22 protein-coding genes are annotated in these 26,169 nt (G+C 38.5%); 1 reads left to right on the top strand and 21 read right to left on the bottom strand.

The window, feature by feature from the left end:
• Nucleotides 1-89: 89 nt before the first annotated feature.
• Nucleotides 90-1,607 (bottom strand): flavocytochrome c, encoded by a 1,518-nt coding sequence (locus tag IGJ50_RS05625; protein ID WP_429949295.1) that lies wholly within the window; start codon nucleotides 1,605-1,607, stop codon nucleotides 90-92.
• A gap of 316 nt (nucleotides 1,608-1,923) precedes the next feature.
• Between IGJ50_RS05625 and IGJ50_RS05620 the strand changes: the two genes are divergently transcribed.
• Nucleotides 1,924-3,324, top strand: a complete 1,401-nt coding sequence (locus tag IGJ50_RS05620; protein WP_069639865.1) for a TrkH family potassium uptake protein — start codon at nucleotides 1,924-1,926, stop codon at nucleotides 3,322-3,324.
• Nucleotides 3,325-3,366: 42 nt separating this feature from the next.
• Here IGJ50_RS05620 and IGJ50_RS05615 read toward each other — a convergent pair whose 3' ends face one another.
• The 20 genes from IGJ50_RS05615 to ygeW all read right to left on the bottom strand — a co-directional run bounded on the left by IGJ50_RS05615 (nucleotide 3,367) and on the right by ygeW (nucleotide 26,133).
• On the bottom strand, nucleotides 3,367-4,641 hold the full coding sequence (locus IGJ50_RS05615) for an NCS2 family permease (protein ID WP_429949293.1): 1,275 nt from the start codon (nucleotides 4,639-4,641) through the stop codon (nucleotides 3,367-3,369).
• 222 nt (nucleotides 4,642-4,863) lie between these two features.
• On the bottom strand, nucleotides 4,864-8,403 hold the full coding sequence (nifJ, locus tag IGJ50_RS05610) for a pyruvate:ferredoxin (flavodoxin) oxidoreductase (protein WP_429949291.1): 3,540 nt from the start codon (nucleotides 8,401-8,403) through the stop codon (nucleotides 4,864-4,866).
• Between the two features lie 22 nt (nucleotides 8,404-8,425).
• A complete protein-coding gene (gene gltA / locus IGJ50_RS05605) occupies nucleotides 8,426-9,853 on the bottom strand; it encodes an NADPH-dependent glutamate synthase (RefSeq protein WP_429949289.1) in 1,428 nt (475 codons plus the stop codon).
• The gene (locus tag IGJ50_RS05600) at nucleotides 9,846-10,685 is read right to left on the bottom strand and encodes a sulfide/dihydroorotate dehydrogenase-like FAD/NAD-binding protein (protein ID WP_083244350.1); all 840 of its coding nucleotides are present in this window, start codon (nucleotides 10,683-10,685) and stop codon (nucleotides 9,846-9,848) included. The genes gltA and IGJ50_RS05600 overlap by 8 nt, the downstream gene beginning before the upstream one ends.
• A 65-nt stretch (nucleotides 10,686-10,750) precedes the next feature.
• Nucleotides 10,751-11,194: a flavodoxin gene (locus IGJ50_RS05595; RefSeq protein ID WP_429949287.1), complete on the bottom strand. Its 444-nt coding sequence runs from the start codon at nucleotides 11,192-11,194 to the stop codon at nucleotides 10,751-10,753.
• Between the two features lie 322 nt (nucleotides 11,195-11,516).
• Complete coding sequence (yqeB, locus tag IGJ50_RS05590) at nucleotides 11,517-12,347, bottom strand: selenium-dependent molybdenum cofactor biosynthesis protein YqeB (protein WP_429949285.1); 831 nt, start codon at nucleotides 12,345-12,347, stop codon at nucleotides 11,517-11,519.
• Nucleotides 12,335-13,066, bottom strand: a complete 732-nt coding sequence (gene yqeC, locus IGJ50_RS05585) for a selenium cofactor biosynthesis protein YqeC (protein ID WP_429949283.1) — start codon at nucleotides 13,064-13,066, stop codon at nucleotides 12,335-12,337. Before yqeC ends, yqeB begins: the two co-directional genes overlap by 13 nt.
• The gene (locus IGJ50_RS05580; RefSeq protein WP_069639857.1) at nucleotides 13,054-13,311 is read right to left on the bottom strand and encodes a DUF3343 domain-containing protein; all 258 of its coding nucleotides are present in this window, start codon (nucleotides 13,309-13,311) and stop codon (nucleotides 13,054-13,056) included. The genes yqeC and IGJ50_RS05580 overlap by 13 nt, the downstream gene beginning before the upstream one ends.
• 16 nt (nucleotides 13,312-13,327) lie before the next feature.
• Nucleotides 13,328-13,918: a sulfurtransferase-like selenium metabolism protein YedF gene (gene yedF / locus IGJ50_RS05575; protein WP_429949280.1), complete on the bottom strand. Its 591-nt coding sequence runs from the start codon at nucleotides 13,916-13,918 to the stop codon at nucleotides 13,328-13,330.
• A gap of 16 nt (nucleotides 13,919-13,934) precedes the next feature.
• Nucleotides 13,935-14,957, bottom strand: coding sequence for a selenide, water dikinase SelD (selD, locus tag IGJ50_RS05570; protein ID WP_429949278.1), 1,023 nt, complete (start codon nucleotides 14,955-14,957; stop codon nucleotides 13,935-13,937).
• 11 nt (nucleotides 14,958-14,968) lie between these two features.
• Nucleotides 14,969-16,120, bottom strand: a complete 1,152-nt coding sequence (sclA, locus tag IGJ50_RS05565) for a selenocysteine lyase SclA (RefSeq protein ID WP_429949276.1) — start codon at nucleotides 16,118-16,120, stop codon at nucleotides 14,969-14,971.
• Nucleotides 16,074-16,721, bottom strand: coding sequence for an NTP transferase domain-containing protein (locus IGJ50_RS05560; protein ID WP_429949274.1), 648 nt, complete (start codon nucleotides 16,719-16,721; stop codon nucleotides 16,074-16,076). The genes sclA and IGJ50_RS05560 overlap by 47 nt, the downstream gene beginning before the upstream one ends.
• Nucleotides 16,722-16,834: 113 nt before the next feature.
• Nucleotides 16,835-19,414 (bottom strand): selenium-dependent xanthine dehydrogenase, encoded by a 2,580-nt coding sequence (xdh, locus tag IGJ50_RS05555; RefSeq protein ID WP_429949272.1) that lies wholly within the window; start codon nucleotides 19,412-19,414, stop codon nucleotides 16,835-16,837.
• A gap of 338 nt (nucleotides 19,415-19,752) precedes the next feature.
• Nucleotides 19,753-20,769, bottom strand: coding sequence for a xanthine dehydrogenase accessory protein XdhC (xdhC, locus tag IGJ50_RS05550; RefSeq protein ID WP_429949270.1), 1,017 nt, complete (start codon nucleotides 20,767-20,769; stop codon nucleotides 19,753-19,755).
• On the bottom strand, nucleotides 20,766-21,137 hold the full coding sequence (locus IGJ50_RS05545; protein ID WP_069639852.1) for a winged helix-turn-helix domain-containing protein: 372 nt from the start codon (nucleotides 21,135-21,137) through the stop codon (nucleotides 20,766-20,768). Before IGJ50_RS05545 ends, xdhC begins: the two co-directional genes overlap by 4 nt.
• Before the next feature lie 292 nt (nucleotides 21,138-21,429).
• Nucleotides 21,430-21,777, bottom strand: coding sequence for a nucleoside-triphosphatase (locus tag IGJ50_RS05540; protein ID WP_429949268.1), 348 nt, complete (start codon nucleotides 21,775-21,777; stop codon nucleotides 21,430-21,432).
• Nucleotides 21,778-21,880: 103 nt separating this feature from the next.
• The gene (locus IGJ50_RS05535; protein WP_429949266.1) at nucleotides 21,881-23,200 is read right to left on the bottom strand and encodes a nucleobase:cation symporter-2 family protein; all 1,320 of its coding nucleotides are present in this window, start codon (nucleotides 23,198-23,200) and stop codon (nucleotides 21,881-21,883) included.
• 99 nt (nucleotides 23,201-23,299) lie between these two features.
• Nucleotides 23,300-23,680 carry a RidA family protein gene (locus tag IGJ50_RS05530; protein WP_069639849.1) on the bottom strand — a complete coding sequence of 127 codons (381 nt, stop codon included), beginning with the start codon at nucleotides 23,678-23,680 and terminating at the stop codon, nucleotides 23,300-23,302.
• Nucleotides 23,681-23,711: 31 nt separating this feature from the next.
• The gene (gene arcC / locus IGJ50_RS05525; RefSeq protein ID WP_207121396.1) at nucleotides 23,712-24,650 is read right to left on the bottom strand and encodes a carbamate kinase; all 939 of its coding nucleotides are present in this window, start codon (nucleotides 24,648-24,650) and stop codon (nucleotides 23,712-23,714) included.
• A 289-nt stretch (nucleotides 24,651-24,939) separates the two neighbouring features.
• The gene (gene ygeW, locus IGJ50_RS05520; RefSeq protein ID WP_429949263.1) at nucleotides 24,940-26,133 is read right to left on the bottom strand and encodes a knotted carbamoyltransferase YgeW; all 1,194 of its coding nucleotides are present in this window, start codon (nucleotides 26,131-26,133) and stop codon (nucleotides 24,940-24,942) included.
• Nucleotides 26,134-26,169: the final 36 nt, after the last annotated feature.

The raw sequence follows: 26,169 nt of genomic DNA, 5'->3' as shown, positions 1-26,169 counted from the left end.
TCTTATACTAAAGCTATATAATACGGCTCAATAAACAGAACCAGTCGACAAACGCGAGCGTTTTATTCGACTGGCTCTTTTTGACTTATTTATTTTTGTGCTGAAGCAAAGTTTGCCGCTTCTGTTCCTGATTGACGTCCAAAGATAATGATGTCGGCTACAGCGTTTCCGCCGATCCGGTTTGCACCGTGTAGTCCGCCCGTTACTTCACCAGCTGCATATAAGCCTTTGATTGGTGCACCGTCTTCTTTCAATACTTCTGTCTTTGTATTGATTTTCACTCCACCCATCGTGTGATGGATGCCTGGTGCGATTTTGATTGCATAGTAAGGACCAGTGGACAAATCATGATCCATACCTGTTGCACGATTAAATTGTGTATCTGATTTTGCTTGGACCTCTTTGTTCCATTGCGCTACTGTTTCTTTTAATGCTGCTTCTGGCATATCGATTTTTTTCGCAAGTTCTTCAATTGTTGCACCTTCTACAACAAAGCCTTGTTCATCATAAAAATCGATTGCTTTAGCACGATCACGAACACCTTGATCGAAAACTAAGTAAGCAGATTTTTCTGGTAAGGCTGTGATTGCTGCCGAAACTTTATCACGTGTATCCATTTCATTCACAAAACGTGTTCCTTCTTGTGAGGCTAAAATAGCTCCTTCACCACGAACTACTTCACCAATCAAGAATGATTTGTCTTGTTGGACTGTTGGATGGATTTGAATTTCTTTCATATCCACTGTAGCACCACCAAGTTTTTCGATCATCTTGATTCCATCACCTGTTGTCCCTTCTTGGTTTGTCGTGACATAATCTTTTAATTTTGGATCGTATTGTTCTAGCATTTCTTTATTCGCACCAAAACCACCTGTTGTCACAATAACAGCATTTGATTTGATTTCTTTGGTTTCTTTGTCATTTAGTTTGACTTTGACACCGTTGACTTGACCGTCTTTTTCAGTGATTTCAGTGACGTTGGCATTTACAAATAGCGGAATTTTTTCTTCTTTGACATTGCGAACGAGTCCGTCTACTAAGTAGCCGCCGATTGCAGAACCATCAGCTGGACGGTGAGTGCGTTTTTCGCTCATTCCACCAGTAATCGTTAAGTTGCTTAGTTCAATTCCTTTCGTATCTAACCAATCGATCGCATCTGCTGAATGATCGACGAAAAAGCGTAATAGTTCTTTGTCATTCGTTCCTTTTCCACCTTTAAGTGTTTCTTCAAAGAATTTATCGTTGCTGTCGGTAATCCCTTCTGCTTTTTGGTATTTGGTTTCAGAAGCATTCATACCTGATGACGATTTGATCGTATTCCCACCTGCAACGGGCATTTTTTCTAGAATGGCTGGATTCATTCCAGCTTCTTTGGCTTGTAAAGCGGCCGTCATTCCAGCTCCACCTGCACCAATGATCACGATATCGTATTGATCTTCTAATTCACTTAAATCTGTATAGCCGTTGGCTGATGCGCCAGAAGTAACTTCTGTGCTTTCTTTGGATTCTTTACTTTTCTTAGCTGTCTTATCTTGATCGCTGGTACACCCCACAGCAATTCCAGCAAATAAGCTCAATGATAGTAAACTCATGATGACTTTTTTCATTTTTTCCCCACCTCAGTAATTTTTGACCAGTCAACCTTGATTACTCAATTTTTTGATAAGCTTTTTTGCAATGTGATTGTATTCACATTGCAAAAAAGCTTAATTAACAAACAAAAAAATTGATTTTGCTCCTTTTTAAAAAGAATAAACATATGAATGTTACTTCTCTCACAATAAAAATAGCATGTTCTGGTGAATTTGTGTTATATTCTGATTTTTTTTAATCAATTTCTTATTTCTTCTAAGTCTTTATTCTTTGTTTGCCCATCATTTATTTTCTGCTATACTTGTTTTAACGATGTTCAGGAGGTCCATTATGAATCGATTTCGGCTTTTATGGCTGGCTCAACGCAAGGGAAGGCGTTTTATTTCCAATCATTTTTCATCTATTCAAATTATTGTTTCTTATTATATTATTATGACGATCGTCTCTTATATCTTGTTTTGCCTACCATTTTTTAGAGAACCAGGCTCTCATGTCGGTTTTATCGACATGCTATTTATGGCGATCAGTACCGTGAGTGTCACAGGGTTGTCTACCTTTGATATTAATTCTGTTTTTAATGATCGTGGCGTGTTGCTTCTAGAAGTTCTCTTTCAGGTCGGTGGTTTGGGGATCATGATGATTTCTACGGCCTTTATTATTTTATCCAAACGGAGGATTTCCTTAAAACAGCGACAATTGATCATGACGGATATGAATCAACCAAAATTAAGCGGGATCGTTCGCTTGATTCGAATTACCTTTACAATCATTTTATGGTTTCAAATGATTTTTGGTACATTTTTTTCTATTTACTTTTATTTTTCCGGCTATTATAAAACCTGGTCAAAAGCGATTTTCTTTGGTTTTTATCAATCGATTTCGGCAGTGACTAACTCTGGCTTTGATGTGACTGGCGATTCGATCATCCCTTTTGCCAATGACTATCTTTTTTTGATTGTCATCATGTTCTTGATTTTTGTTGGAGGAATTGGTTTTCCAGTATTGATGGAATTTCGTGAATGGCTATTCTTTAAGAAGAAAAAACGAGGTTTACCTTTCCGTTTCTCATTGTTTAGTAAAATTGCTGTTTTGGCCTTCGTGATTCTATTTGTCGGCGGAACGGTTTTGATTTATTTATTGGAAAAAGATCATTTATTTGTGGGAATGGGTGAAGTACAACGCTGGATCACGTCTATGTTTTATTCGATGACCACACGAAATGCTGGTCTGCAGATCAACGATTTAGGTGATTTTCAGGTGACAACATTGATTGTCTTTTCTCTATTGATGTTTATTGGCTGTAGTCCTAGTTCTGTGGGTGGTGGGATTCGGACAACAACTGTTGCGATCATTGGTTTGTACTTATACGCTTTTTTGAAAAGTGAGGACAAAATCAATGTATTCGGACGTCGGATTGATGACGATGATGTCAAAAAATCGATTGTGGTCTTTATGCTTTCGTTGATAATGTGCTTTTTCGCCGTTTTATTTTTGACTGCAACTGAAGATCACCCGCTGATCGCAATAATCGTTGAAGTCGCATCTGCTTTTGGTACAACTGGTTTATCTTTGGGTATCACTTCTGATTTAACAACTGTCGGAAAATTGATGATCGCTCTATTGATGTTTATCGGACGAATCGGTATGTTATATACTTTGATGTTGTTCGTACCAAAAGAAACGCGAGATATCGGATATGAATATCCATCTGAAAAAATTATTATAGGCTAAAAAATGACTCACCACGTCTCAATTGTGGTGAGTCATTTTTTACTAAATCAATACATTTACAATCAAATACGTCAAAAATAAGCCCGAAATCAACCACATTGGTAATGAAAGTTCTGTTTTTTTCCTAGCAAACAATTTTGTTACTGGATATGCTACAAACCCAAAGGCCATGCCATCAGAAATGTTCATTGTAAATGGAATCAATACAATCATCAGCATTGCTGGAAAATAATCACTGAAATCAGCAAAATGCAGCGTTTTGATTTGTTGGATCATCAAGAAACCCGTTATAATGATTGCTGGTGCTAATGCCGAATCTGGAATGTAAGACAGCAACGGCAGAGCGAATAAAGCGAAAATAAAGCAAATCCCGCTAGTGATCGAAGTAAGCCCAGTTTTCCCCCCTTCTTCAATTCCGGTTGCACTTTCAGCAGCAGCTACAGTTGGGCTTGTACCCAAAATGCTGGATAGCAGGGTAATAAATCCTGTCACACGATAGGCTTGTAAATATTTTTTTTCATCTGCTTCTGGCATCAAGCCTTTAAGTAATCCCATTGACTCAAAAATCAAAATCATCGATAAGGCAAAAACTCCGAGTAAAAAGCTTTTAGAAAAAATAGTGCTGAAATCTAGCTTTGCAAAGATTTGAGCATAATTTCCTAATGCGCTTAAAGAAAAATGTTCTGTTGGCGTTACCATGCCAAAAATATTTGCAATCAGAGTGACAACCACAATTCCAATAAAAAAACTGCCTTGAATCCCTTTAATAAAAAGAAATACAGTCAAAAGCAATGAAAATAATGTTAATAATGTCAAAGGATTATCTAACGAAGCCAGTTGTAAAAAAGTATGTTCACCGCCAATAATCAAGTGTCCTTTTTCCAACCCAATCAGCACAAGGAAAAATCCGATTCCCACTGTGATTCCAGTCTTTAAGGTTTCAGGCACAACTTCCGCAAATAATTTACTCAACCGTGTAAAGGCGACGAATAAATAAACAATCCCTGCACAAAAACTGACTGCTAATGCCTGCTGCCAGGTCAATCCTAATGATAAAACTAAGGTATAAGTGAAGAATGAATTGACACCCATTCCGGTGGTTAAAACAATTGGCGCATCTGCAACAAATCCCATCAAAATCGATCCAATAATTGAAATGAAAATTGTACCAAAAATCGTCAATTCTTTTGGCATCCCTGCCTCAGCTAAGATTACTGTATTTACCATAATAATATAGGAGATGGCAAAAAATGAAGTTGTTCCTGCTAATATTTCTCGTTTAACATCGCCTTTTTTTAACTTTTTCCAATTAGACATAAAAATCCTCCTTATTTTTAAAAGTGTAATGCGCTCGTTTTGATTAGAGAGAAAATATATAAATTTTTTTAATAAAATTATTTTTTACTGAAATTATATCACTGTAAGGATACCACATTGTAAACGCTTTTTAAAATTTCTGAACACTTTTTCTTTTAATGATTTCCGCAAAAAAAAAACTGGATCAAACTCAGTTTCAGTTTGATCTCAGTTGCCTTTTTCTCATTTTTTAACCTGACTCACTAATTTAACATAATTTTCTGAGCGATCTTCTGCATCATCTTTTGTTTTAGTTAAAAGATCTTCAACGATTTCTTGGTTACCTTTGATGGTATGCAGTGCAGAAAAACGTGTTTGTTTTTCAAGGAAATCACGCATTTTAGTAAAATCTGCTTTTTTATAGTCAATCACCATCGGATCTTTGCCTTTTTCAATAAGTTGTGGATTATAGCGATACAGTTGCCAATAACCAGACTCTACTGCTTCTTTGGCTAATGACAATGTTTCGATCATACCACCTTTGACTCCGTGATTGATACAAGGCGTATACCCAATGATCAGTGACGGTCCAGGATAGCGCTCGGCTTCGTCAATTGCTTTGATTGTTTGCATTGAATTCGCTCCTAAAGCAATTTGTGCTACGTAAACATTGCCATATGTCATTGCCATCATACCCAAATCTTTTTTAGAAGTCTGTTTCCCTCCTGCAGAGAATTTAGCAATAGCCGCAGCTGGTGTTGCTTTGGATGTTTGACCGCCGGTATTGGCGTATACTTCATTATCCATAACAAAGATATTCACATCGGCTCCACTAGCTAAGACATGATCGATTCCACTAAAACCAATGTCATAGGCCCAGCCATCACCACCAACGATCCATTGGCTGGTTTTTACAAGTAAGTCACTTTGTTTGTAGATTTTTTCTAAGCGTGGATCGATTTGACATTCTTCACTCAAAGCCGCAGCAAGTTTGGTTGCGCGTTGTTGTGTACCATCCCCTTCTAGGTAATGGTCTAGCCAATCCTGCAATAGCGCTTGAAGTTCATCTGAGCCTAAATCGTTATCGATTGCTTCTTGTACTTGGTCTGCTAAATATTGTCGTTTTGTTCTATTAGCTACATACATACCGTAACCGTATTCAGCGTTATCTTCAAATAATGAATTGCTCCATGCAGGCCCTTGACCACATTCATTCGTCGTATATGGAGTTACTGGGGATGAACCACCCCAAATAGAAGAACATCCTGTAGCATTAGCCATCATCATGCGATCACCAAATAACTGCGTTAAAAGCTTGATATAAGGTGTTTCCCCGCATCCTTCGCATGCTCCTGAAAATTCCATCAATGGTTGATTGAATTGAGAGCCTTTAACAGATAATTTTCTGACTGGGTTTTCTTTTTGTTGTAAAGTCATCGCAAATGCCCAGTTGATTGCTTGTTCTTTTTGTTCTTCATAAGGCTTCATCAAAATGGCTTTTTCTTTGACTGGACAAGCTTGCACGCAAAGACCGCAACCTGTACAATCCTCTAATGATACTTGGATTCGATACATCAAGCCATCAGCACCGCGCATTTCTCTAGCTACAAAGCCTGCTGGTGCTTCTTCCATTTCTTTTTCATCTGCTAAAAACGGTCGAATAGCCGCATGAGGACAGACAAAAGCACATTCGTTACACATTGTACATTTATCCATCTGCCACTCAGGAACTTCTAAGGCGATTCCCCGCTTTTCATAGGCTGCAGTTCCCATGGGCATTTCTCCGGTTTTCATTCCATTGTCGATTAGATCACCAACGGTCAACGCATTGCCTTCTTGGCGATTGATTGGTTGTAAAATATTGGTAATATATTTAGGCAATGTCGTATCTTTCTTTTCTGGCTCGATAACGATCATTGCCCATTCAGAAGGAACATCAATCTTTTGAAGAGAATCAAAGGTTCCGTCGATAGCTTGGAAATTTTTCTCTACGATTTCTTTTGATTTCTTTCCATACGTTTTTTGGACTTCTGCTTTTAGTAGGGGCATATATTCGTCACGCGTCATAATATCCGTCACTTCAAAGAAGGCAGTAGACATAACTGTGTTGATTCTGCGACCTAACCCTACTTCTCGCGCTAATTCAACCGCATTGATAATGTAAAATTGAATATCATGCTCAGCCATGTATTTTTTTAGTTTTGCAGGTAAGAGGCGATAGACCTTTTCTTTGTCCCAAATTGTATTTAATAAAAATGTTCCGCCATCTTTCAGTCCGTTTAACAAATTATAATTGTGAATGTAAGAAGCGTTATGGCAGGCGATAAAATCAGCTTGTTCTACTAAATAAGTTGATGTGATCGGTTCTTCACCAAATCGTAAATGAGAAAGTGTCAAGCCGCCAGACTTTTTAGAATCGTAGCTAAAATAAGCTTGGGCATATAAATCAGTGTTATCACCGATAATTTTAATCGCTTGTTTATTTGCACCAACGGTTCCATCCGAGCCAAATCCCCAAAACTTAGCTTGGAAGGTTGAATTTGGCGTTAAGTCCAAAACATCTCCTTGCGGCAATGAACGATACGTCACATCATCGACAATTCCAATTGTAAAACGTTGTTTTAATTCGCCCAAAGGTAATAATAAATGATCGTAGACCGCTTTGATCTGATTCGGTGTCACGTCTTTGGAACCTAGTCCATAACGTCCGCCTATCACGATTGGACGATTCTCGTGTTGATATAACGCACTCTGGACGTCCAAAAGTAATGGTTCTCCATCAGCTCCGGCTTCTTTGGTTCTATCTAAGACAGCAACTTTTTCTACTGTTTTTGGTAATTTTTCTAATAGATTTTCTGTTGGAAACGGACGGTATAAATGAATGTTGATCAACCCAACTTTTCGACCTTGTTCATTTAAATAATCCACCGTTTGTTGAATAACTGGCGATGCAGATCCCATAGAAATAATAATTTCTGTTGCATCTTCGGCACCATAATAATCGGTTAAATCATAATTAGTACCGCGTATATCATTGATTTGTTTCATATATTTTTGAACGATTCTTGGCATAGCTTCGTAATTGGCGTTGACCGTTTCTCTTTGTTGGAAATGGATGTCCGGATTTTGAGCCGTTCCTGAGACAGTTGGATGATTCGGATTCATGCCTCTCTTTCTGAAACGATCCACAGCGTTTTGATCAAGCATTCCTTTTAAATCAGTGTAATCGAGTACTTCGATTTTTTGGAGTTCGTGACTTGTTCTGAAGCCATCAAAAAAATTGACAAACGGTAAACTGCCTTCAATACTAGCTAAGTGTGCAACTGCTGAAAGATCCATCACTTCTTGTACGCTGGATTCTGCCAACATACAAAAACCAGTTTGACGAGTTGCCATAACATCGCCATGATCGCCAAATATGCTCAAAGCGCTTGTTGTGATTGCTCTCGCAGCGACGTGGAAAACTGCTGGTAAAAGTTCTCCAGCAATTTTATACATATTTGGAATCATCAACAGCAACCCTTGGGAGGCAGTGTAGGTGGTTGTTAAAGCACCTGTTTTTAAAGAGCCATGGACAACGCCAGCGGCTCCTGCTTCTGACTGCATTTCAATTACTTGGACTTTCTGTCCGTAAATATTCTTCAGTCCAGTTTCCGCCCACTCATCTACCAATTCGGCCATTGTTGAGCTAGGGGTGATTGGATAGATTGCCGCTACTTCTGTAAAAGCGTAGGAAATGTAGGCCGCTGCTGTATTTCCGTCCATTGTCTTTGTTTTTTTCATTTTTCTCACCTTTTATCTTTCCTCAGACTTTTGTTGTTACAGGCGTTTTCATCTTTTCTTGTACATAGTTGTCGATTTGTACTGCTGCGACTTTTTCGGCACCCATTGCTAAAATCACTGTTGCAGCACCTGTCACGATATCTCCGCCGGCAAAGACGCCTGGAATCGATGTTTCTCCCGTTTTTGGATCCGCCTCAATGTAGCCCCATTTTGTCAATTTAAGTTCTGGGAAAGTGGATAATAAGACTTTATTGGACCCTTGACCGATGGCTTCGATCACTGTGTCAGCTTCGATAATAAATTCACTATTTTTAATTGGAACAGGGCTGCGTCGACCAGATTCGTCTGATTCACCAAGTTCCATTTTGATACATTTTACACCACTCAAGTCACCATTTCCGTTATCTATATATTCGATTGGATTTGTTAGCCAATGATACTCAATGCCTTCTTCAACAGAGTGATGGTACTCTTCTATGCGTGCTGGTAATTCTTCTAAAGACCTTCGGTAAACGATACTGACGTGTTCTGCACCTAGTCGTTTAGCACAACGGGCTGCATCCATCGCTACATTTCCGCCACCAATCACCACTACCTGTTGCGAGCGTTTGATTGGCGTATCATATTTAGGAAATTCATAACTATGCATTAAGTTGATTCGTGTCAGGTATTCACTAGATGAATAGACGCCATTTAAAGCAGTTCCAGAAATTCCCATAAAATTTGGTGCCCCTGCACCCACAGAAATATAACAGGCATCAAATTCTGACCTGAGCTCATCCATAGTGATCGTTTTTCCAACTACAACATTGGTTTCAATTGTCACACCTAAGGCTTTAATACTTTCGATTTCTTTTTTGACGATTCGTTTTGGCAATCTAAATTCTGGAATTCCGTATGTTAGCACACCACCTGAATCATGTAATGCTTCATAGACAATCACTTCATAATTTAATTTAGCCAAATCACCAGCTACTGTTAACCCAGAAGGACCAGAGCCAATTACTGCAACTCTGCCAATTTTAGGCTGATCACTTTGAGATAATTTAGAAAAGTCTTGATTTTCTAATGCCCAATCTGCGACTAATCGCTCTAACTTGCCTATTGCAACAGGTTCAAAATTTTTAGCCATCCCTAATTTGCAGACTTGCTCACATTGTTTCTCTTGCGGGCATACCCTACCGCAAATAGCTGGTAGATTCGTGTAACTACTTAAAATTTCAGCAGCTTCCTGCATATTTCCTTCTTTGATAGCTAGGATAAATCCAGGAATATCGATCATGACAGGACAACTTTTGATACAAGGAGCATCTTTACATTGCAAACAGCGGATTGCTTCTGCTTGTCCTTCTTCGATCGTGTAACCTAGACAAACTTCATTAAAATTTGAGTTACGAACTTCGGGTTTTTGTTCAGCAATTGGTGTTTTCGTTCTACTTCTTCTAGCCATTATGGATCACCTGCGCTTTTTGATAATCTGCCAAACATGCGTCTTCCTCATCTGTGTATTGCTTCATTCGGCTGATAAATTCATCCCAATTGACTTGTGTTCCTTTAAATTCAGGTCCATCCACGCAAGCAAACTTGATATTGCCATCTATCGTGACCCGACAACCACCGCACATACCCGTTCCATCGATCATAATCGGATTCAGCGAAACATTGATTGGTAAATCATAGTTGGAGGCCGTCTCTGTACAAAATTTCATCATAATACTCGGTCCAATCGCCCAACTATAATTGATTGGTTCTCTAGCTATCACTTGTTCCATTGCCTCAGTCACAAGGCCTTTCATTCCTAGCGATCCATCGTCTGTTGTAATAATCAATTCATCGGAATACTCTTGACATTCTTTTGCAAGAATCACTAATTCAGCAGTTTTTGCGCCAAGAATCGTAATCACTCGATTACCAGCATTTTTTAATCCTTTGACGATTGGAAAAATCGCGGCGATTCCGACACCGCCTCCTACGATCAATACCGTACCATAATCTTTAATTTCCGTCGGCATCCCAAGTGGTCCTGTTAAATCCAAGATAAACTCTCCTACATTGAGCTGAGCAAGCTCAGCCGTCGTTTTACCGATCACCTGAAAAACAAGTCGAATCGTGCCTTTTGTAGCACTAGACTCAGCAATCGTCAATGGGATGCGCTCGCCACTATCATTAATTCTCAAAATGATAAATTGTCCTGGTTGTGCTTTAGTCGCAATTCGAGGTGCTTCGATCAAAAAATCATATTCGTTTTGCGAAAGCTGTGTGCGTTTGGTTATTTTATACATAGGGCGTACCATTAATGAATGAACTCATTCATTTTTTCCTTCTTTCGTATAATTTCAGCGTTATTCTATAAACCAGCTGTCAACTCTTTAACAAATTTTTTCAATGCTTCGATATCATCAGCTTCTGCATTGTTCTCGATTTCTACTGTTTCAGCAACTTTCTTAGCACCTGACTTTTCTAAAGCTGTAACGAAGTCGTGAGCAGATTTACAGAACAAATCGCCATATTCACGATCTCCTGAACCGACAACACCAAAATTTTTCCCTGTTAATTCTTTTTCTTCTAACTCGTCATAAAAATCTTCAAACTCAAAAGGCAATTCTCCATCCCCATAAGTATAGGTAGCAATAATACAGGCATCTGCATCATCAAAAAAGTCAACATCTACTTCTGAACATTCTTCTCTTTCTACCTCAAAGCCAGCTTCTTGTACAGTGTTTTCTAAAATTTCTGAAATCTCTTCTGTGTTTCCTGTCATACTTGCATATACGATTTTTACTAGTGCCATGTTTTACTCATCCTCTCATCTTTTTTACAAAATATTTTAAAGTACAAAAAGTTTTTGTAACCCTTTTCATTCCTCTCGTACTTACTAGCACAAATTGATACAGTTCTAGACTAGTTACGTAACTTCCTCTTTCAAATTACTTTTTTCACATATTAGAACCTTTCTTTAAAACGCTTTCTTTTCTTGGTATACAATAGGTTAAAACTTCACTTACACTATAACATAAACGCATCGTTTAAAACAATAATTTTTAGGTAAAAAAAATATTTTTTAGCATACGCTGCTGTTTAAGCATTTGTAGAAGGATTCATTGTTTTTTCTTTTAAAATAACCCTCTTTGGCACCCTAACCAAAGTACAGCTTCCAAAACAGCTCCACCTAAGGCTCGCGCTTTATCTGATATCGTAAAACAATCCACTTGTTCCACCGAACGTGGATCGACATCAGCACATTTCAGTCCTTTTTGGCACAACACTTTGTCTGAAATCAGTCCTCGCAACACACCATCTAAGGGGGAAACTACAGCTATTTGATCAATATAAAAGAGTACTTCTCCTTTTTTCACAATCGCGCCAATCGTTTTCACATGCTTTACCTTACCTGAAGCTGGCGCATGAATCACTCGCTCCGCATTTTTACCGTTAATTTCTCCTGGGATACCAGTATTTGGGATTGCACTGCCTTTAAAGTAGAGCTTGCCTAAATAGTGCCCTCTCATGGTTTCCACTACTGCATTGACCTCATTAGACGCTGTGAATCCTGGTCCTAACGCAATAGTGATGGGGGCCATTTCTTTATTTGTGCCTAAATTTTTTTTTGCTAAAATTGCATCCACAAGTACTGTCGGTTTTAATTCTTTCAATGATTCTGCTTTTGAATCAATTAGTATTGGAATTTGATGATTGTTCCAGATTACGGAACATTCTGATACAGAAGAAACCAAGACTGCTTCTAAATCTTCTACCTGCTGTCTGCCTTGAAAAACGGCATTACAGAATGCTACAGTTCGACGAATAGCTAGTGGTTTAGCTGTTTCTAAAATGATTACTTTAAACCCTGCATGAACTAATTTTTGGACGACTCCTGTCGCAAGATCACCGCCACCGCGTACAGCAACGATTGTTTCAGAAATCGGTCTTTTTATTTTTCCCATAAAATGATTCCTTCCTTTGATTGGATATTGCAGGCTATTACTTTACTCAACCGTTTCAATAGCATATTTGGCAATAAAGATACGATTTTTTTAGCTTGGAGCAATTGTTCAGAAGATTCTACCTGATTGATACACAGAATTCGCTGACCTTGACTTTTTGACCACAATCCAGTTGGACTGGTGATGATTTCAGCTAATGTCTCTTCTTTGATTTTTACTCCCTGAACCGTATCCGTTGCACGCAAAAAAAGAGGCAGACGATGTACAGTCGTTTGATCTACAGTTTTGCCTAAAACAGAAATTGGAATCAAGCCGATTGTTGTCGTTGTTTCAGGTAAAATAACAGGTTCAAATGTTTCCCACCCTTTTAGCGGACGCTGCTTTGATCCATCTGCTTCTAATAAGACTTTATCAAAATGCTGTAAAGACTCCTCAAAAACGTGTACTGGTGGTGAACTAAGCTTATATCCATTGCACATGACGTTTCCTGCTAATGTGATTCCTATCCCATCTTTTCCTAAATTCGAAAATTCTTCACTATAAAAAAAATCATAATTACGCTCTGTAGGATAGCCGATCTTAGTCGTTGTACTGACTAACACACGTTGATCATGATAACAATTCGCTAGATACCACATCAGGCTTGTTTTCCCACCACTACCGATCAGTGAAATCACTTGTCGCCCTTGAAAGTCGAAGCACTCGATCAGGGAATCCATCTTTTATACGTCCTTTCTTTATTCACTCCTTCTATTGTAAAAATTCCTTCTATCGGTATCTCGGCCTTGTTCAAATACACTCTTCCTTTGTCTAAATCTTGTGCAGCTATCCTTAAACAGATTCCACAAAAATCCCCAAGACTTGTAGGAAGAGCCATCACTGAAACAGGCAAGTTATTTTTGATGAATATTTTTTCACTATGAACTGCATAATGAGTATTTTGAAATGTTAAAAGATAGGCCATATCTTCACCTCGTCCATTAGATATTAATGACTTTTTTTGCTTGTGCCATAACTTCTGTAATGCCATACATATTTGTGATTTCACCGACTGCCAAGGTATCTTTGATTTGATAAAAGTCTAGACAAGCACCGCAAGTGCTAATTTGAGTCCCTTGTTCTGCCAATGTTTGTAAATCTTTTAACGCTCCTGAATTTTGATTCGTCAAAAACGCGCCAGCATTGAAAAAAAGTAAATGCTCAGGCGGTGTATCTAATTCAGTTAGAGAATAAATATAACTTTTCAATAATATTTCTCCTAAATCTGCGTCTCCTTCTCCCATTGTTCTTTTTCCAAAAGCAATCACCAATTCACTATTTGATATTTCTGATTTTGTTTGTTCCTGTTCTTTAGGAACGTCGATCGACATGATGAATTTATCTTTTTCCAATTGAATTTGCGTCATTTCCAAGCCAAGACCTACAGCCATTTTTTTGATATTTTGGACCGCTATTTCATTATCAACACTGATTTCTATTTGGCCTCCGTCACTTTTCATTTCTCTAACTGCTTTTTTAGTCTCGATGACGGGAATTGGACAAGGCTTACCAATCGCATTGATTTTCTTCATCAAAGCCCCTTCTTTCTTATAAAATAATAATTGCTTGATCTTCTTCTCTTTCACAGACTTCACCAATGATCCTTGCTACTGGATCGTTTTTTTGGATTGCTTCAAGACATTTCGCAGCATTTTGAGCCGAAATACTGAGCAGTAAACCACCTGATGTTTGCGGGTCAAATAAAATCTCTTGAAAAGCTGGTGTAACTGAAGTCAGATCAATTCTTTCTCCTATAAATTCTCGATTTCTTTGTCCAGCAGCAGTTGCTAGAAATTCTTCGGCATAATGATAAGCATCAGGCAACAGGGGCAATTGTTCTGAATCAATCACTAAGGTAGTCTTGTCACCAGCCATCTCTAATGCATGGACTAACAATCCAAATCCTGTTACATCAGTACAAGCATTGACTGAAAAATCAGCCATTGTTTCTGCTGCATATTTATTTAAGCGTTCCATAGAAGCAATGGCTACTTTTTCTGTTTCCTCTGATGCCATACCTCCTCTTACAGCAGATTGGATCAAACCAACCCCTAATGCTTTGGTAAGAATTAAGCTATCGCCTATTTTGGGTGTGTTGTTATGAATTATTTTATTAGGATCAACTTGTCCAGTTACTGCTAATCCATATTTAGGCTCGTGATCATAAATCGAATGCCCTCCTGCCAATGACGCCTTGGCCTCTTTAAGCTTCTCTGCCCCACCAATCAGAATTTCTGAAAGCACTTGTTTCTCCATTTTTTCAGGAAAGCAAACTAAATTCAATGCAAACAAAACTTGCCCGCCCATAGCGTAAACATCGCTTAGCGCATTTGCGACGGCAATTCGACCAAATGTACGAGGGTCTTCTACCATTGGTGAAAAAAAATCGACTGTTGAGATCAGCGCAAGCTGTTCTGATATTTGATAGACAGCAGCATCATCCGATGTATCAAAACCTACTACTAATTTTTCATCTGAAAACTTAGGTAAATTACTTAACAATCCAGCTAAATCATTCGGACCAATTTTGGCGCCACAACCACCAGATGTACATTGCGATAAAAAATTCATTATTTTTCTCCTTAAGCTGATAAAATTTCTTTGATTGCTTGCAAGGTGTAATCAATTTCTTCAACACTCGTATTCCACCCAAAACTAAAACGAACAGCTCCGCTTTTTAAAGTTCCTGCCGTTTGATGAGCAAGGGGGGCACAATGTAAGCCAGAACGCGTAATGATTTGATAACAGTCAAATAACCGTTGAGAAAATTCCCCTGCATTAAGCCGCGCTACTGTAATGGAAACAACTGGAACTCTGCTAAATGGATCGGAGGTTCCTAAAACAGTGACTGGTAACTTTTCTAATCCTTCTAGAAATCGTTTCGTTAACAGTTGTTCGTGAGCGGCTATATTGTTTAACCCAATTCGCTCAATTGATTGGATTGCACTTTTTAAACTTAGAATGCCCAACATATTTAACGTACCAGGCTCAAATTTGTCTGGTAAAAAAACAGGCTGTTCAAAAGACAAGGATGCACTCCCAGTTCCACCAGTCAACCAAGGATCAATCATGGGTTCTCTATTTTTAGCTAGCGCAAATCCGCCAATTCCAGACAACCCCATCAAGCCTTTGTGACCTGTAAAAGCAAGTACATCGATGGACATTTCCGTCATATCAATTGGTAAAAAACCTGCTGTTTGGGCACTGTCCAAAACAGTGATCACCCCATGATTTCTTGCGATTTTAAAGCAGTCGCTCACAGGAAGTATCGTTCCTAAAACATTTGAGGCGTGCGTCATCACTAACACTTTGGTCTCAGGTCTTATCATTGATTTGAGTTGATCAGGATCAAGCTGGCCTTTTTGATCACAACACAAGCGTGTAACAGAGATTTGCCCCTCTACCTCCAACCTATGAAGTGGTCTGGCCACTGCATTATGCTCTACTGCAGTGGTTATGACATGATCTCCTGTTTTTAACAACCCATTAAGAATCATATTCAGTGAAGTTGTTGCATTTGCTGTAAAGATAATATGCGCAGGATCAGGTGCCTGAAAGAAATTTGCCAAAACTTGGCGCGCATCAAAAATCAATTCAAGTTCGTCGATGTTTTGAGATCCACGATTTGTGTTCAAATTATTATTTTCTGTTAGATAGTGACACAATTCTTCAACAGTTGCAGCAAATTTATGGTTTGAGGTAGCTGCATGATTCAGATACACTGGCTGTTTCATCTTTTTGTTTCCTTTCTGACACATAAAAATTTTGATTCACTAGTTTTATATAATCAGTTGGCGTATCGATATCGATCAATCGCTGTGGATCCGCCACTTGAATTTTATGCCAGGCCTCTGGGTGTCTATTGCGAACAGCACGTCCACCGTTTTTCCCAGTAACCTTCAATAATTCGGTTCGAAATTTATTTCCAAAGAATATCGGACTACATGGCGCTAGCATTTTATCAACTGGGAAGACAATTGCTTCTTTGGAGTAGGCAGGCAACAAAGACTCGATCAAGGTACGATTTAGTAATGGTTGATCAACTGTCAAATAGAGATACCCCCCGCCAGATGCAGCCTTTGTTCCTAAACGAACACTTGTACTTTGACCTTTCTCAGCTTCTAGATTTTGAATTATTTTCAGGTCTTTTGGTAATTTTAAGCCATGAAGATTCTCTGGGGAAATAACTAAAATACGCTCAAAAAAAGGAATTTCACTTGAGAGACTCAACGAATGTTCTAAAAAAGTTTTCCCCTGATAGTCGAGAAATAACTTGTTAACCCCCATTCTAGACGATTTTCCCGAAGCCATAATAATTGCACTGATCTTTAGCACTCCAGTCGCTCCTTTAAATTTATTCTGCCAAAAAAGAAACACCTCCAATTTTACTTATCGGATGTGTTCCTTTCGCTATTCGTGCGTCGCTTTCAAGCACATCACAGAATCATTTATTCATTTTTTCTTTTTTGATAAAAAGTATCTTCCATCGGCAATGTGGGTCTTAATTTTCCATCTAAGGCATAATATGCGCCAACTAATGCTGGAGCCGTTGGGATCGTTGCCAGTTCACCAACTCCTTTGATGCCATAAGCCAAGCCATCATGAATATTCTTTGCTTGCACTAAAATCGTTTCGATTGGCGGAACCTGTGTTGCATTTAATAAGCCTAATGTTGCATATTTTGCTTTTACATAGCCTTCTTCCATAACAAATTTTTCTGTTAAAGCATAGCCCATTCCCATCACGATACCACCTTCAATTTGACCTTGAGCGGCTTTGGGATTCACGACTTGTCCCATATCATAGGCAGCTACAAATTTTTCAACTTTTCCTTTCTCATCCAACACTGCGACTTCTGAGGCGTAGCCATAACCTGCATGACTGACAGGATTCTTTTTGTCATTGATCAAAGGATCTGTTTTGGCTGAGTATTCTCCATAAAATTCTTGCCCTTCTAGGTCAGACAAAGCACGTCCCATATCTAACTCATAACGTAATTGCATCGCTGCTCTCCTTGTTGCTTCTCCTGTAAATAAGGATTGGCGAGAAGCTGTTGTTGTACCAGAATCCGGCGTTCGGTGAGTATCCGGCGCTTCTGCAATGATCATTTCTGGTGGTAAATCTAACGTTTCACAGGCAACTTGCGTTGTTACAGTGGCCATCCCTTGGCCAATACAAGCTGCACTCGTTCTAACATGAACTTTCCCTTCTTCTACAGAAACAATACAACGCCCCACATCGGATAAGCCTACACCAATCCCACTATTTTTAAAGAAACAAGAAATGCCAGCGATTTCGGCTGTTTCGTATGCTTCTTTAACAGCGAGTAAGGTTTCTTTTAGTGCTGCATTTTTAGACACTAACTGACCATTTGGTAGTGAGTCACCTTGTTCAACTGCATTTTTATATCGGATCTCCCATTGTGAAATCCCCACTTTTTCGGCTAATAAGTTCAGGTTGCTCTCTATAGCAAAGGCTGTTTGACAGACACCAAATCCCCTAAAAGCACCAGCTGGTGGATTATTCGTATACACTGCAAATCCTTCGACATCTATATGCTGATATTTGTATGGTCCTGCCGCATGTGTACAGGCTCGTTGCAAAACTGGCCCTCCTAATGAAGCATATGCACCAGTATCAGCATAAATCACCGCTTTCATAGCAGTTAAATGACCTTCTTCATCACAACCTGTAGTGAAATCCATTTCCATTCCATGTCGTTTGGGATGGATCATTAAGCTTTCTTGTCGACTAAGCAACACTTTCACTGGCTTTTGTAAACACCAAGCTGCAAGTGAAGCATGGTGTTGGACACTCATATCTTCTTTACCACCAAAACCTCCGCCAACTAGTTTTGCTTGAACATGGATTTTTTCTTTGTCAACTCCTAACATACGGGCAACCTCTCGTTGCTCATCATAAATACTTTGACCCGCACTATAAAGTAAAATTCCAGCTTCACCTTCTGGCATAGCGATGGCACATTCTGGTTCCATGAATGCGTGTTCATTAATAGGAACTGAATAATGCTGGGTTACGACATACTTAGACTTTGCTAACTGCTCATCAGCATGACCACGAATAAGGTGCTCATGTGATAAAATATTTCCTTTTTCATGAATCTGAGGAGCACCTTCTGCTAACGCTTCTTCACAAGTGATCATTGGTATCAATTCCTCATAAGTTACATCTACTAACGCTCTGATTTCTTCCAAGGATTCTCTATTTTTTGAAACCACTAGTGCAACCGCATCTCCAACATAGCGTGTGATTTCACCTTCTGGGATCAAAACATCCCAATCGGAAATAAATTCTAAATGTCCTATTTTATTATTTCCTGGGACGTCTTTTGCAGTCAAAACAGACACACAATCCGGATGTTCCAATGCTTTTGCAGAATTGATCGTGACCACTTTAGCCCTAGGATATTGACTGCGAACAGCAGAGGCATGAAGCATATCAGGCAGTGTAATATCATCTACATATAAACCTGTCCCCAACGTTTTTTCAACAGCATCCACTCGTTTAAGATCTTCTCCCAATTTTCCAGATGATTGTTCTGCTGGGATGCTCAGTTCTTCACGAAACAGTTTAGCAGCTAGCTGAATTGCTTCAATAATTTTGACATAGCCTGTACAGCGGCAAATATTACCTCGAATCGCTTTTCTCACTTCTTCATCACTAGGTTCAGCTTTTTTATTCAATAATCCTTGAGCCGAAATGACGATTCCTGGTATACAATAGCCGCATTGAACTGCACCCGTTTTGGCAAAGGCATAAGCATAAACTTCTTTTTGCCGTGGTTCTAAGCCTTCGATTGTGACAATTTCTTTACCAGTTAACTTCTCTAATGTGAATAAGCACGATTTGGAAACCCTTCCATTTATAAGCACTGAACATGCACCGCAAGAGCCTTGATTACAACCATCTTTTGTTCCAGTCAAACGTAAATCTTCCCGAAGAAAATCCATTAATTTCTTATTTTTACTACAGGTTTCCGTCTTGCCATTTACTACTAATGAATACATTTTTTCTTTACACCTCAATTTCTGTTATAAATATAGCTTTTATTCACTATGATTATACCACAAATCTTTGGTCTAAAAAATTTTTTTTAGCAAAAAAACTTTTTTTGTTTACGTTTTCTGAATTCCAATCATTGCAGACCCAATGGCACCAGTATATTGTGAGAATGCTTGGTCATAGTATACTTCTTTTTTTGTCTATTCAGCAACTAATTCTACGGAAGAAAGAAATCGTGAATACAAGAAAAAATAGTAGCATTAAACCGCCTATAATGATTTTTTCTGATTAATTGTTGATCGTTTCTCTGTCACTAAACTCACGCCTATTTTCGCCTGATTTCTTATTTCGATAGAGCTGCTCTTTTCTCGATTAATTCCCCTGCGACACTAATCGCAAGTTCTGCTGGCGTTTCAGCATTTATTTTTAAGCCGATTGGCATATTGATTCGATCAATTTCCGCCATTGAAAAACCGCTCTCTTTGAGTCGCTTGATTTGTACAGCAATTTTTTGTTTACTACCCATCACACCAATATAATAGGCGTTTGTTTTTAATAATTGTCGTGCTAATTCAAAATCGAATTGATGACCACGTGTCATAACCACCGCATAATCTGCTTCAGAGATGTGGATTTTTTCTGCAATATTTCCTAGATCAGCTATGATCCGTTCATCTGCATCTGGGAAAAACTCTTTTGTAACTAATGCTTTGCGATCATCCAAAACAACACAGTAAAATCCTAACATTTTTAATACTGGTACTACAGCTTGTCCAACATGACCGGCACCAAATATAAACACTTTTCCGACTTCCAACAAAGACTCGATTAAATACGTCGCTCCATCCACCACTACTTGAACCTGACCTTGCTTAAATATTCTCTTTTGAAGCTCAACTGTTAAACGACCGATCAAACCTGTATCTAGACTATAAAAACCAACTGCCCCAACTGCTGTAGTAGTGATTTCTGTAATCAGCCAACATTGTTGATTTGTTGCAAAATGCTTGTTGATTTCCTCGCAAATAATTGCAATGACAGGATCTTTATAGGACAAGTATTGAAAAAAAACAGCCACATTACCTCCACAGATCATCCCTAAATCTGCACTATTATTTGGTGTCAAAATGAATTGTTCTGCTCTTCCTTTCTTACTCTTTAAAACTTCTTTAGCAAGCTTCTCAGCACGAAATTCAACCGCACCACCACCAATCGTTCCAGCCAAACGACCATTATTTGATACCAACATCCTGGCTCCTGCTCCTCTTGGTGTTGAACCTGAACTTGCGGTCACAGTCACTAAAACAGTGTCTTCCCTCTGCTTGATTGCTTCACCTAAACGTAGAAAAAGTTTCCTCATTCTCTTTCCTCCAACTCCAAATCGTCTCTAAAAATTTCTGTAAAATATTGGTTTGTGATTTGGTAGGTCTTTTTTTGAAATAATAAAAACTTTGTTGTTAATCGTTTTCCATGAATTGTCACAGTAGAACCTCCACCATTGCTTCCTCCCACACTTTTGACAATCAAAGGATAGCCCAGCTCTGCTTCTGCTTTTTGGATCATTCGCCAGGCTTTGTTATAGGACATCCTCATTTGCTTCGCTGCAGTATTTAATGAGCCAGTTTGAGAAATTCGTTGAAGTAACTCTACAATACCTGGACCAAAAAATATTTTATTTGTCCGTAATTTCAAATTCAATGTATAGTCAAATGCTGCTTGCTCCTTCATTTCATGTTCTCCTTTCGTTATACTTTAAAAAGATAACGCTTGTAAAAAAAATTATTTTTTTAGAAAAGTGACTAATTCTTTTTTTGATCAGATGCAAATTATTTTCCTTCAACTCTACTAATTGCCCTTGATTTCTATAAATTTCTCGTTTTAACAGCACTCTTTGTTCGTTTACCTCTAGCTTTTCAATTGTAAGCTGTTTTTAGTGTTGGTAATTGCGCTCTGATTTAAATACACCTACTATTTTATTCGAATGACGAACGACTGCTAATAATTCCGCTAAAAATGGTTCTCATAATAACTCAATTCCACCAATTTCATCAAGCAAAACCACATCTGCTGGCACTTTTTTTATTTCCTTTAATAACTCTATACCAAAAGTTTCAAAGACAAACAAATTTCTTATTCGTTTCCCTTCTCGCGTCTGAATAAAACAGTGCTCCGTAATTGTTTTCATTTCAGCTTTTTGCTGTAATAACTCTTTGGCTGCTCTGAGCTCAAAAGCAATGATTTGTCCTCCATCATTGATTATGCGGTTAACATAAAAACCATTGACAGATGAACCGGTCAAGCGAAGCACCTTTTGGAGCAATGTAGATTTTCCGATAAATTTGTTTCCTTTTAAAAATAAACTATTCACGCGACATTTTCCTTTACTAAACTTATTTCATTAAAATAATGCAAAAGACAAATCCCTTTATTCATTTATCTTTTGCATCTTTTTAAGGAGACAATCTTTACTGTCACTCGATTGCGACTTGTTTATGCTCTTTCAACAAGACATTCAAAATAACGGCAACAATTGTTGTTAAAATAACTTCTGAATTACCAAAAATAGTTGTCACCCACGGTGGGAAACCGCTCAAACAACCAACAGACAATGTAACACCAATTCCAAAAGCTAAGGAAATCCCGACAACTCCTGTATTTCTAGGCGTTAATTCTTGTGATGAAATCATCCGCACTCCTGTCATTGAAATCGAGGCAAAAACGGAAACCGTCGCGCCGCCAATTACAGCATAAGGTATTGTCGTCAAAATCGAAGCAACTTTTGGTACAAAACCTGCTACTAACAAAATGACTGAAGCAAAAACCATCACATATTTATTTATCACTTTCGTCACGGTCACCAATCCCACATTTTGACCAAATGTTGCGACTGGTACTGATCCAAAAAAGCTCCCAATAAAATTGGAGAAACCGCTTCCCATAATACCACCAGACAGTTCCTTATCTGTAGGCTCCCGATCCATTGCACCAACAGTTGTTGCAGTGAACTGACCAATTGCTTGGACTGCATCTACGACAAACATCACAACTAAAGTCAAAATCGGTACAATTTGAAAGTCCAGTCCAAAATAAAGTGGTGTAATCACTTGAAATACTGACGCTTCTTTTACAGGGGTGAAATTGACCATCCCCAAAACAAGAGAAACAACATAGCCAACAATCATCCCATTTAAAATAGAGGATAATTTAAGAAATCCTTTTGAAAAATAGTTAAAATAAAAGACTACGGCAAATGTCAGCAACGCGACCAGCCAATTTTGTGCTGATCCAAAATCTGGACTACCTGCTCCTCCAGCCATATATTTGATTGCAACTGGGAATAAGGACAAGCCAATACTCAAAATAACAGTACCAGTAACTAATGGTGGAAATAATATTCGAATTTTTTTTATCGATAATCCGACTAAAATGACTAAAATACTGCCAACTAGCTGTGCACCAAAAATTGCTGCAATCCCAAAATCTCCTCCAATCGCCATTAAAATCGGTACATAAGCAAAACTTGCACCCATCATTACTGGCAATCTTGAGCCAACTTTTCCAAAAATCGGAAATAATTGGATCATCGTTGCTATAGCAGAGAAAATCAGTGACGTTTGAATCATGATCGTTGTATCACCAGAACTTAGGTTACAAACTTTTGCAATCATGATTCCTGGGGTAACAATTCCAACTACTGCTGCGACTACGTGCTGTAAGCCCATAGGAACAGCTTCTTTGATCGACAACTTAGCATCATAATCAAACAATGCTTGTTCTTCTTTTTCACTCATAGGCAAGTTTCCTTCTTCGCTTTTTATTTTAAAAAGGACTGCACTTATCCGAGTCTTAAAATTCGCAACCCTTTTCTTTGATCAGAATTGTTTCAAAAATTAATTTTTGACTGCGATTGCTTCTACTTCAAAAAGCCCATTTTTAGGTAATTCACATACTTCAACACATGAGCGGGCCGGCAGTGTGTTTGAGAAGTATTTACCATAAATATCGTTGATTTTTGCGAAATCTGACATGTTTTTTAGAAAAACCGTTGTTTTGACAACATTGTCATAGCTCATATTTGTTTCTTTTAGAATTGCCCCTAAATTGATCAACGCTTGTTCCGCTTGTTGCTCAACCGTTTCTTTCATTGCCCCACTTACTGGATCTAAACCTAATTGACCAGAGATGTATTGGGTTTGTCCAGCTAATACTGAGTGCGAATACGGTCCCACAGCCGCTGGGGCATTGCTTGAATTAATCATTTTGTTTGACATCAACTCACTCCTTCTCATGCTTGTGTTGCTTTTATTGTTCAATAATAGTTCCCGTTTTGCCAACGATTCCATCTTTTGCTTTTTCCAATAACGTGATCAAGGTTTTGCGTCCTGGTTTTGATTCAGCAAATTGAATCGCTGCCTCAACTTTTGGAAGCATTGATCCTGGTGCAAACTGTCCAGCTGCAGCATGTTTCTTCATTTCAGCTGTTGAAACTTGACTTAATTCTTTTTGCGTTGGTTTGCCGAAATCAATACAAACTTTTTCAACTGCTGTTAAAATGATCAATAGATCGGCATCAACCATTTCCGCCAATAATTCACTACAAAAATCTTTGTCGATCACAGCTGCGATACCACTTAAACGATTGTCTTCTTTGACTACTGGAATACCGCCACCACCACAAGCGATGACTGTTTGACCTGCATCAATCAAAGAAGTAATTGTTTGGATTTCAATAATTTCTTTTGGTTTTGGTGAAGCTACAACTTGGCGATAGCCACGACCAGAATCTTCAACGACTGTTACTTGTTTTTCTTTTACCAATGTATCAGCTTCTTCTTTTGACATAAAGCGGCCGATCGGCTTGGCTGGATGAGCAAAGGCTGGGTCTTTTGGATCAACAGCCACCTGAGTGATCACTGTGCCAACTGCTTGGTCTAGATTACGACTCAATAGCTCTTCTCGTAACGCATTTTGTAGATCATAGCCAATGTAACTTTGACTCATCGCTACGCAAACGGATAAAGGGATCGTCGGATATTTGCTTGGATCACTTAACGAAAGTTCTTCCATCGCCAATTGAATCATGCCCACTTGAGGACCATTTCCGTGAGACAAAATAACTTCATATCCTGCTTCAATCAAATCTGCAATAGCTTTCGACGTTTCTTTTACTGCCGTCATTTGTTCTGTTAAATTATCGCCTAGCGCATTTCCGCCAAGTGCGACTACAACTCGTTTTACCATTCAACGATTCACCTCGTTTTCAACTTTATTGTTCGATTTATATATTATTTTAAAAGTAAGATGCTTTCTTCCCCAATAAATCACCTGATGATTGCTAAGTAAACACTGGATTTTGCATGAAGTAGTCAGAATCTGTGGACAACAGATTCGTTTTAACCCAGCTTTATTCTTAACCGACAGTCTACATACATGGACTTGGAAAGGTCTTATAATCACATAAATCAATTTTTTGATACTATCATCATCAATCAAGAAAGCATCTCACTTCATGCCAGTAATTCGTTGTTGCTTATTTCACTTCTCTAGGTGTAGCTTTCTTTTCAAGTTCTTTCAATGTCGATTGCGGACTTTTCACCTTACTTAAGAAGATCATGGCTGCAATAATATATGGTTTATAACTTGCTTCTTTGTATAATTCCACACGGTAACGATCAAAGACAGAGGCTTCAACTTCTCCTTCTTCACAGCTTACGCCCGTGATATCAGCAGGTAAACAGTGCATGTACAATGCTTTGCCATCTTTGGTTGTTTTCATTAATTCTTCTGTACATTCCCAATCCTTATGATTGGTATTTTGAGCAAGTAATTCTTTTTCTAATTTATCGATTCCTGCTTGATCGCCTTCTCCATATAGTTGTGTACGTTTTTCCATGGCAGCAAACGGTGCCCAACTCTTCGGATAAACAACATCTGCATCTTTGAACGCTTCTTCCATGCTGTTTGTTTTGATAAATGAACCACCGGCTTCAGCGGCATTTTTCTTCGCCACTTCTTCAACTTCCGGCATGATTTCATAGCCTTCTGGATGTGCTAAGACAACATCCATACCAAGACGCGTCATTAATCCAACGATTCCTTGCGGCACTGACAATGGTTTACCGTAAGATGGCGAATACGCCCAAGTCATCGCTACTTTTTTCCCTTTTAAATTTTCAACTCCGCCAAATTCATGGATCAAATGCAGTGCATCTGCCATCGCTTGCGTTGGGTGATCAATATCACATTGTAGATTGACTAAAGTTGGACGTTGTTCTAGCACACCATCTTTATGTCCTTCTTGAACAGACTCTGAAACTTCACGCATATAGGTATTCCCTTTGCCAATATACATATCGTCACGAATCCCGATGATATCCGCCATAAATGAGATCATGTTGGCTGTTTCACGAACGGTTTCACCATGAGAAATTTGACTTTTTCCTTCATCCAGATCTTGCACTTCTAAGCCTAAGAGATTACAAGCAGAAGCAAAACTAAAACGAGTTCTCGTTGAGTTATCGCGGAATAATGAAATGCCTAAACCGCTGTCAAAAATTTTCGTTGAAATGTTATTTTCACGCAAATATCGTAACGTATCTGCTACTGTGAAAACTGCTTCTAATTCATCACGTGTTTTTTCCCATGTTAAGAAAAAGTCATTTTCATACATTTTATCAAATTCTAATTTGTCCAATTTTGCAATGTAGTCGTTAAAAGTTTCCATGTCATTTCTCCTCTATATAAGTAATTCGATAGCCGA

The organism is Enterococcus sp. AZ101 (assembly GCF_050499005.1).
Classification (GTDB): Bacteria; Bacillota; Bacilli; order Lactobacillales; family Enterococcaceae; genus Enterococcus_L; species Enterococcus_L ureilyticus.
Note: the sequence above shows the minus strand (reverse complement) of the source record. Positions and strands in the feature narration are given on the sequence as shown.

Excerpts from the sequence above, each read along its gene's own strand:
- IGJ50_RS05615 (WP_429949293.1), bottom strand. The coding sequence starts at position 4,641 with ATGTCTAATTGGAAAAAGTTAAAAAAAGGCGATGTTAAACGAGAAATA.
- xdh (WP_429949272.1), bottom strand. The coding sequence starts at position 19,414 with ATGTATTCATTAGTAGTAAATGGCAAGACGGAAACCTGTAGTAAAAAT.
- IGJ50_RS05600 (WP_083244350.1), bottom strand. The coding sequence starts at position 10,685 with ATGTATAAAATAACCAAACGCACACAGCTTTCGCAAAACGAATATGAT.
- IGJ50_RS05535 (WP_429949266.1), bottom strand. The coding sequence starts at position 23,200 with ATGAGTGAAAAAGAAGAACAAGCATTGTTTGATTATGATGCTAAGTTG.
- IGJ50_RS05620 (WP_069639865.1), top strand. The coding sequence starts at position 1,924 with ATGAATCGATTTCGGCTTTTATGGCTGGCTCAACGCAAGGGAAGGCGT.
- xdhC (WP_429949270.1), bottom strand. The coding sequence starts at position 20,769 with ATGAGGAAACTTTTTCTACGTTTAGGTGAAGCAATCAAGCAGAGGGAA.
- yqeB (WP_429949285.1), bottom strand. The coding sequence starts at position 12,347 with ATGGGAAAAATAAAAAGACCGATTTCTGAAACAATCGTTGCTGTACGC.
- IGJ50_RS05580 (WP_069639857.1), bottom strand. The coding sequence starts at position 13,311 with ATGGCCTATCTTTTAACATTTCAAAATACTCATTATGCAGTTCATAGT.
- selD (WP_429949278.1), bottom strand. The coding sequence starts at position 14,957 with ATGAATTTTTTATCGCAATGTACATCTGGTGGTTGTGGCGCCAAAATT.
- IGJ50_RS05625 (WP_429949295.1), bottom strand. The coding sequence starts at position 1,607 with ATGAAAAAAGTCATCATGAGTTTACTATCATTGAGCTTATTTGCTGGA.
- arcC (WP_207121396.1), bottom strand. The coding sequence starts at position 24,650 with ATGGTAAAACGAGTTGTAGTCGCACTTGGCGGAAATGCGCTAGGCGAT.
- yedF (WP_429949280.1), bottom strand. The coding sequence starts at position 13,918 with ATGAAGAAAATCAATGCGATTGGTAAGCCTTGTCCAATTCCCGTCATC.
- sclA (WP_429949276.1), bottom strand. The coding sequence starts at position 16,120 with ATGAAACAGCCAGTGTATCTGAATCATGCAGCTACCTCAAACCATAAA.
- gltA (WP_429949289.1), bottom strand. The coding sequence starts at position 9,853 with ATGGCTAGAAGAAGTAGAACGAAAACACCAATTGCTGAACAAAAACCC.
- yqeC (WP_429949283.1), bottom strand. The coding sequence starts at position 13,066 with ATGGATTCCCTGATCGAGTGCTTCGACTTTCAAGGGCGACAAGTGATT.
- IGJ50_RS05530 (WP_069639849.1), bottom strand. The coding sequence starts at position 23,680 with ATGTCAAACAAAATGATTAATTCAAGCAATGCCCCAGCGGCTGTGGGA.
- IGJ50_RS05545 (WP_069639852.1), bottom strand. The coding sequence starts at position 21,137 with ATGAAGGAGCAAGCAGCATTTGACTATACATTGAATTTGAAATTACGG.
- IGJ50_RS05595 (WP_429949287.1), bottom strand. The coding sequence starts at position 11,194 with ATGGCACTAGTAAAAATCGTATATGCAAGTATGACAGGAAACACAGAA.
- nifJ (WP_429949291.1), bottom strand. The coding sequence starts at position 8,403 with ATGAAAAAAACAAAGACAATGGACGGAAATACAGCAGCGGCCTACATT.
- ygeW (WP_429949263.1), bottom strand. The coding sequence starts at position 26,133 with ATGGAAACTTTTAACGACTACATTGCAAAATTGGACAAATTAGAATTT.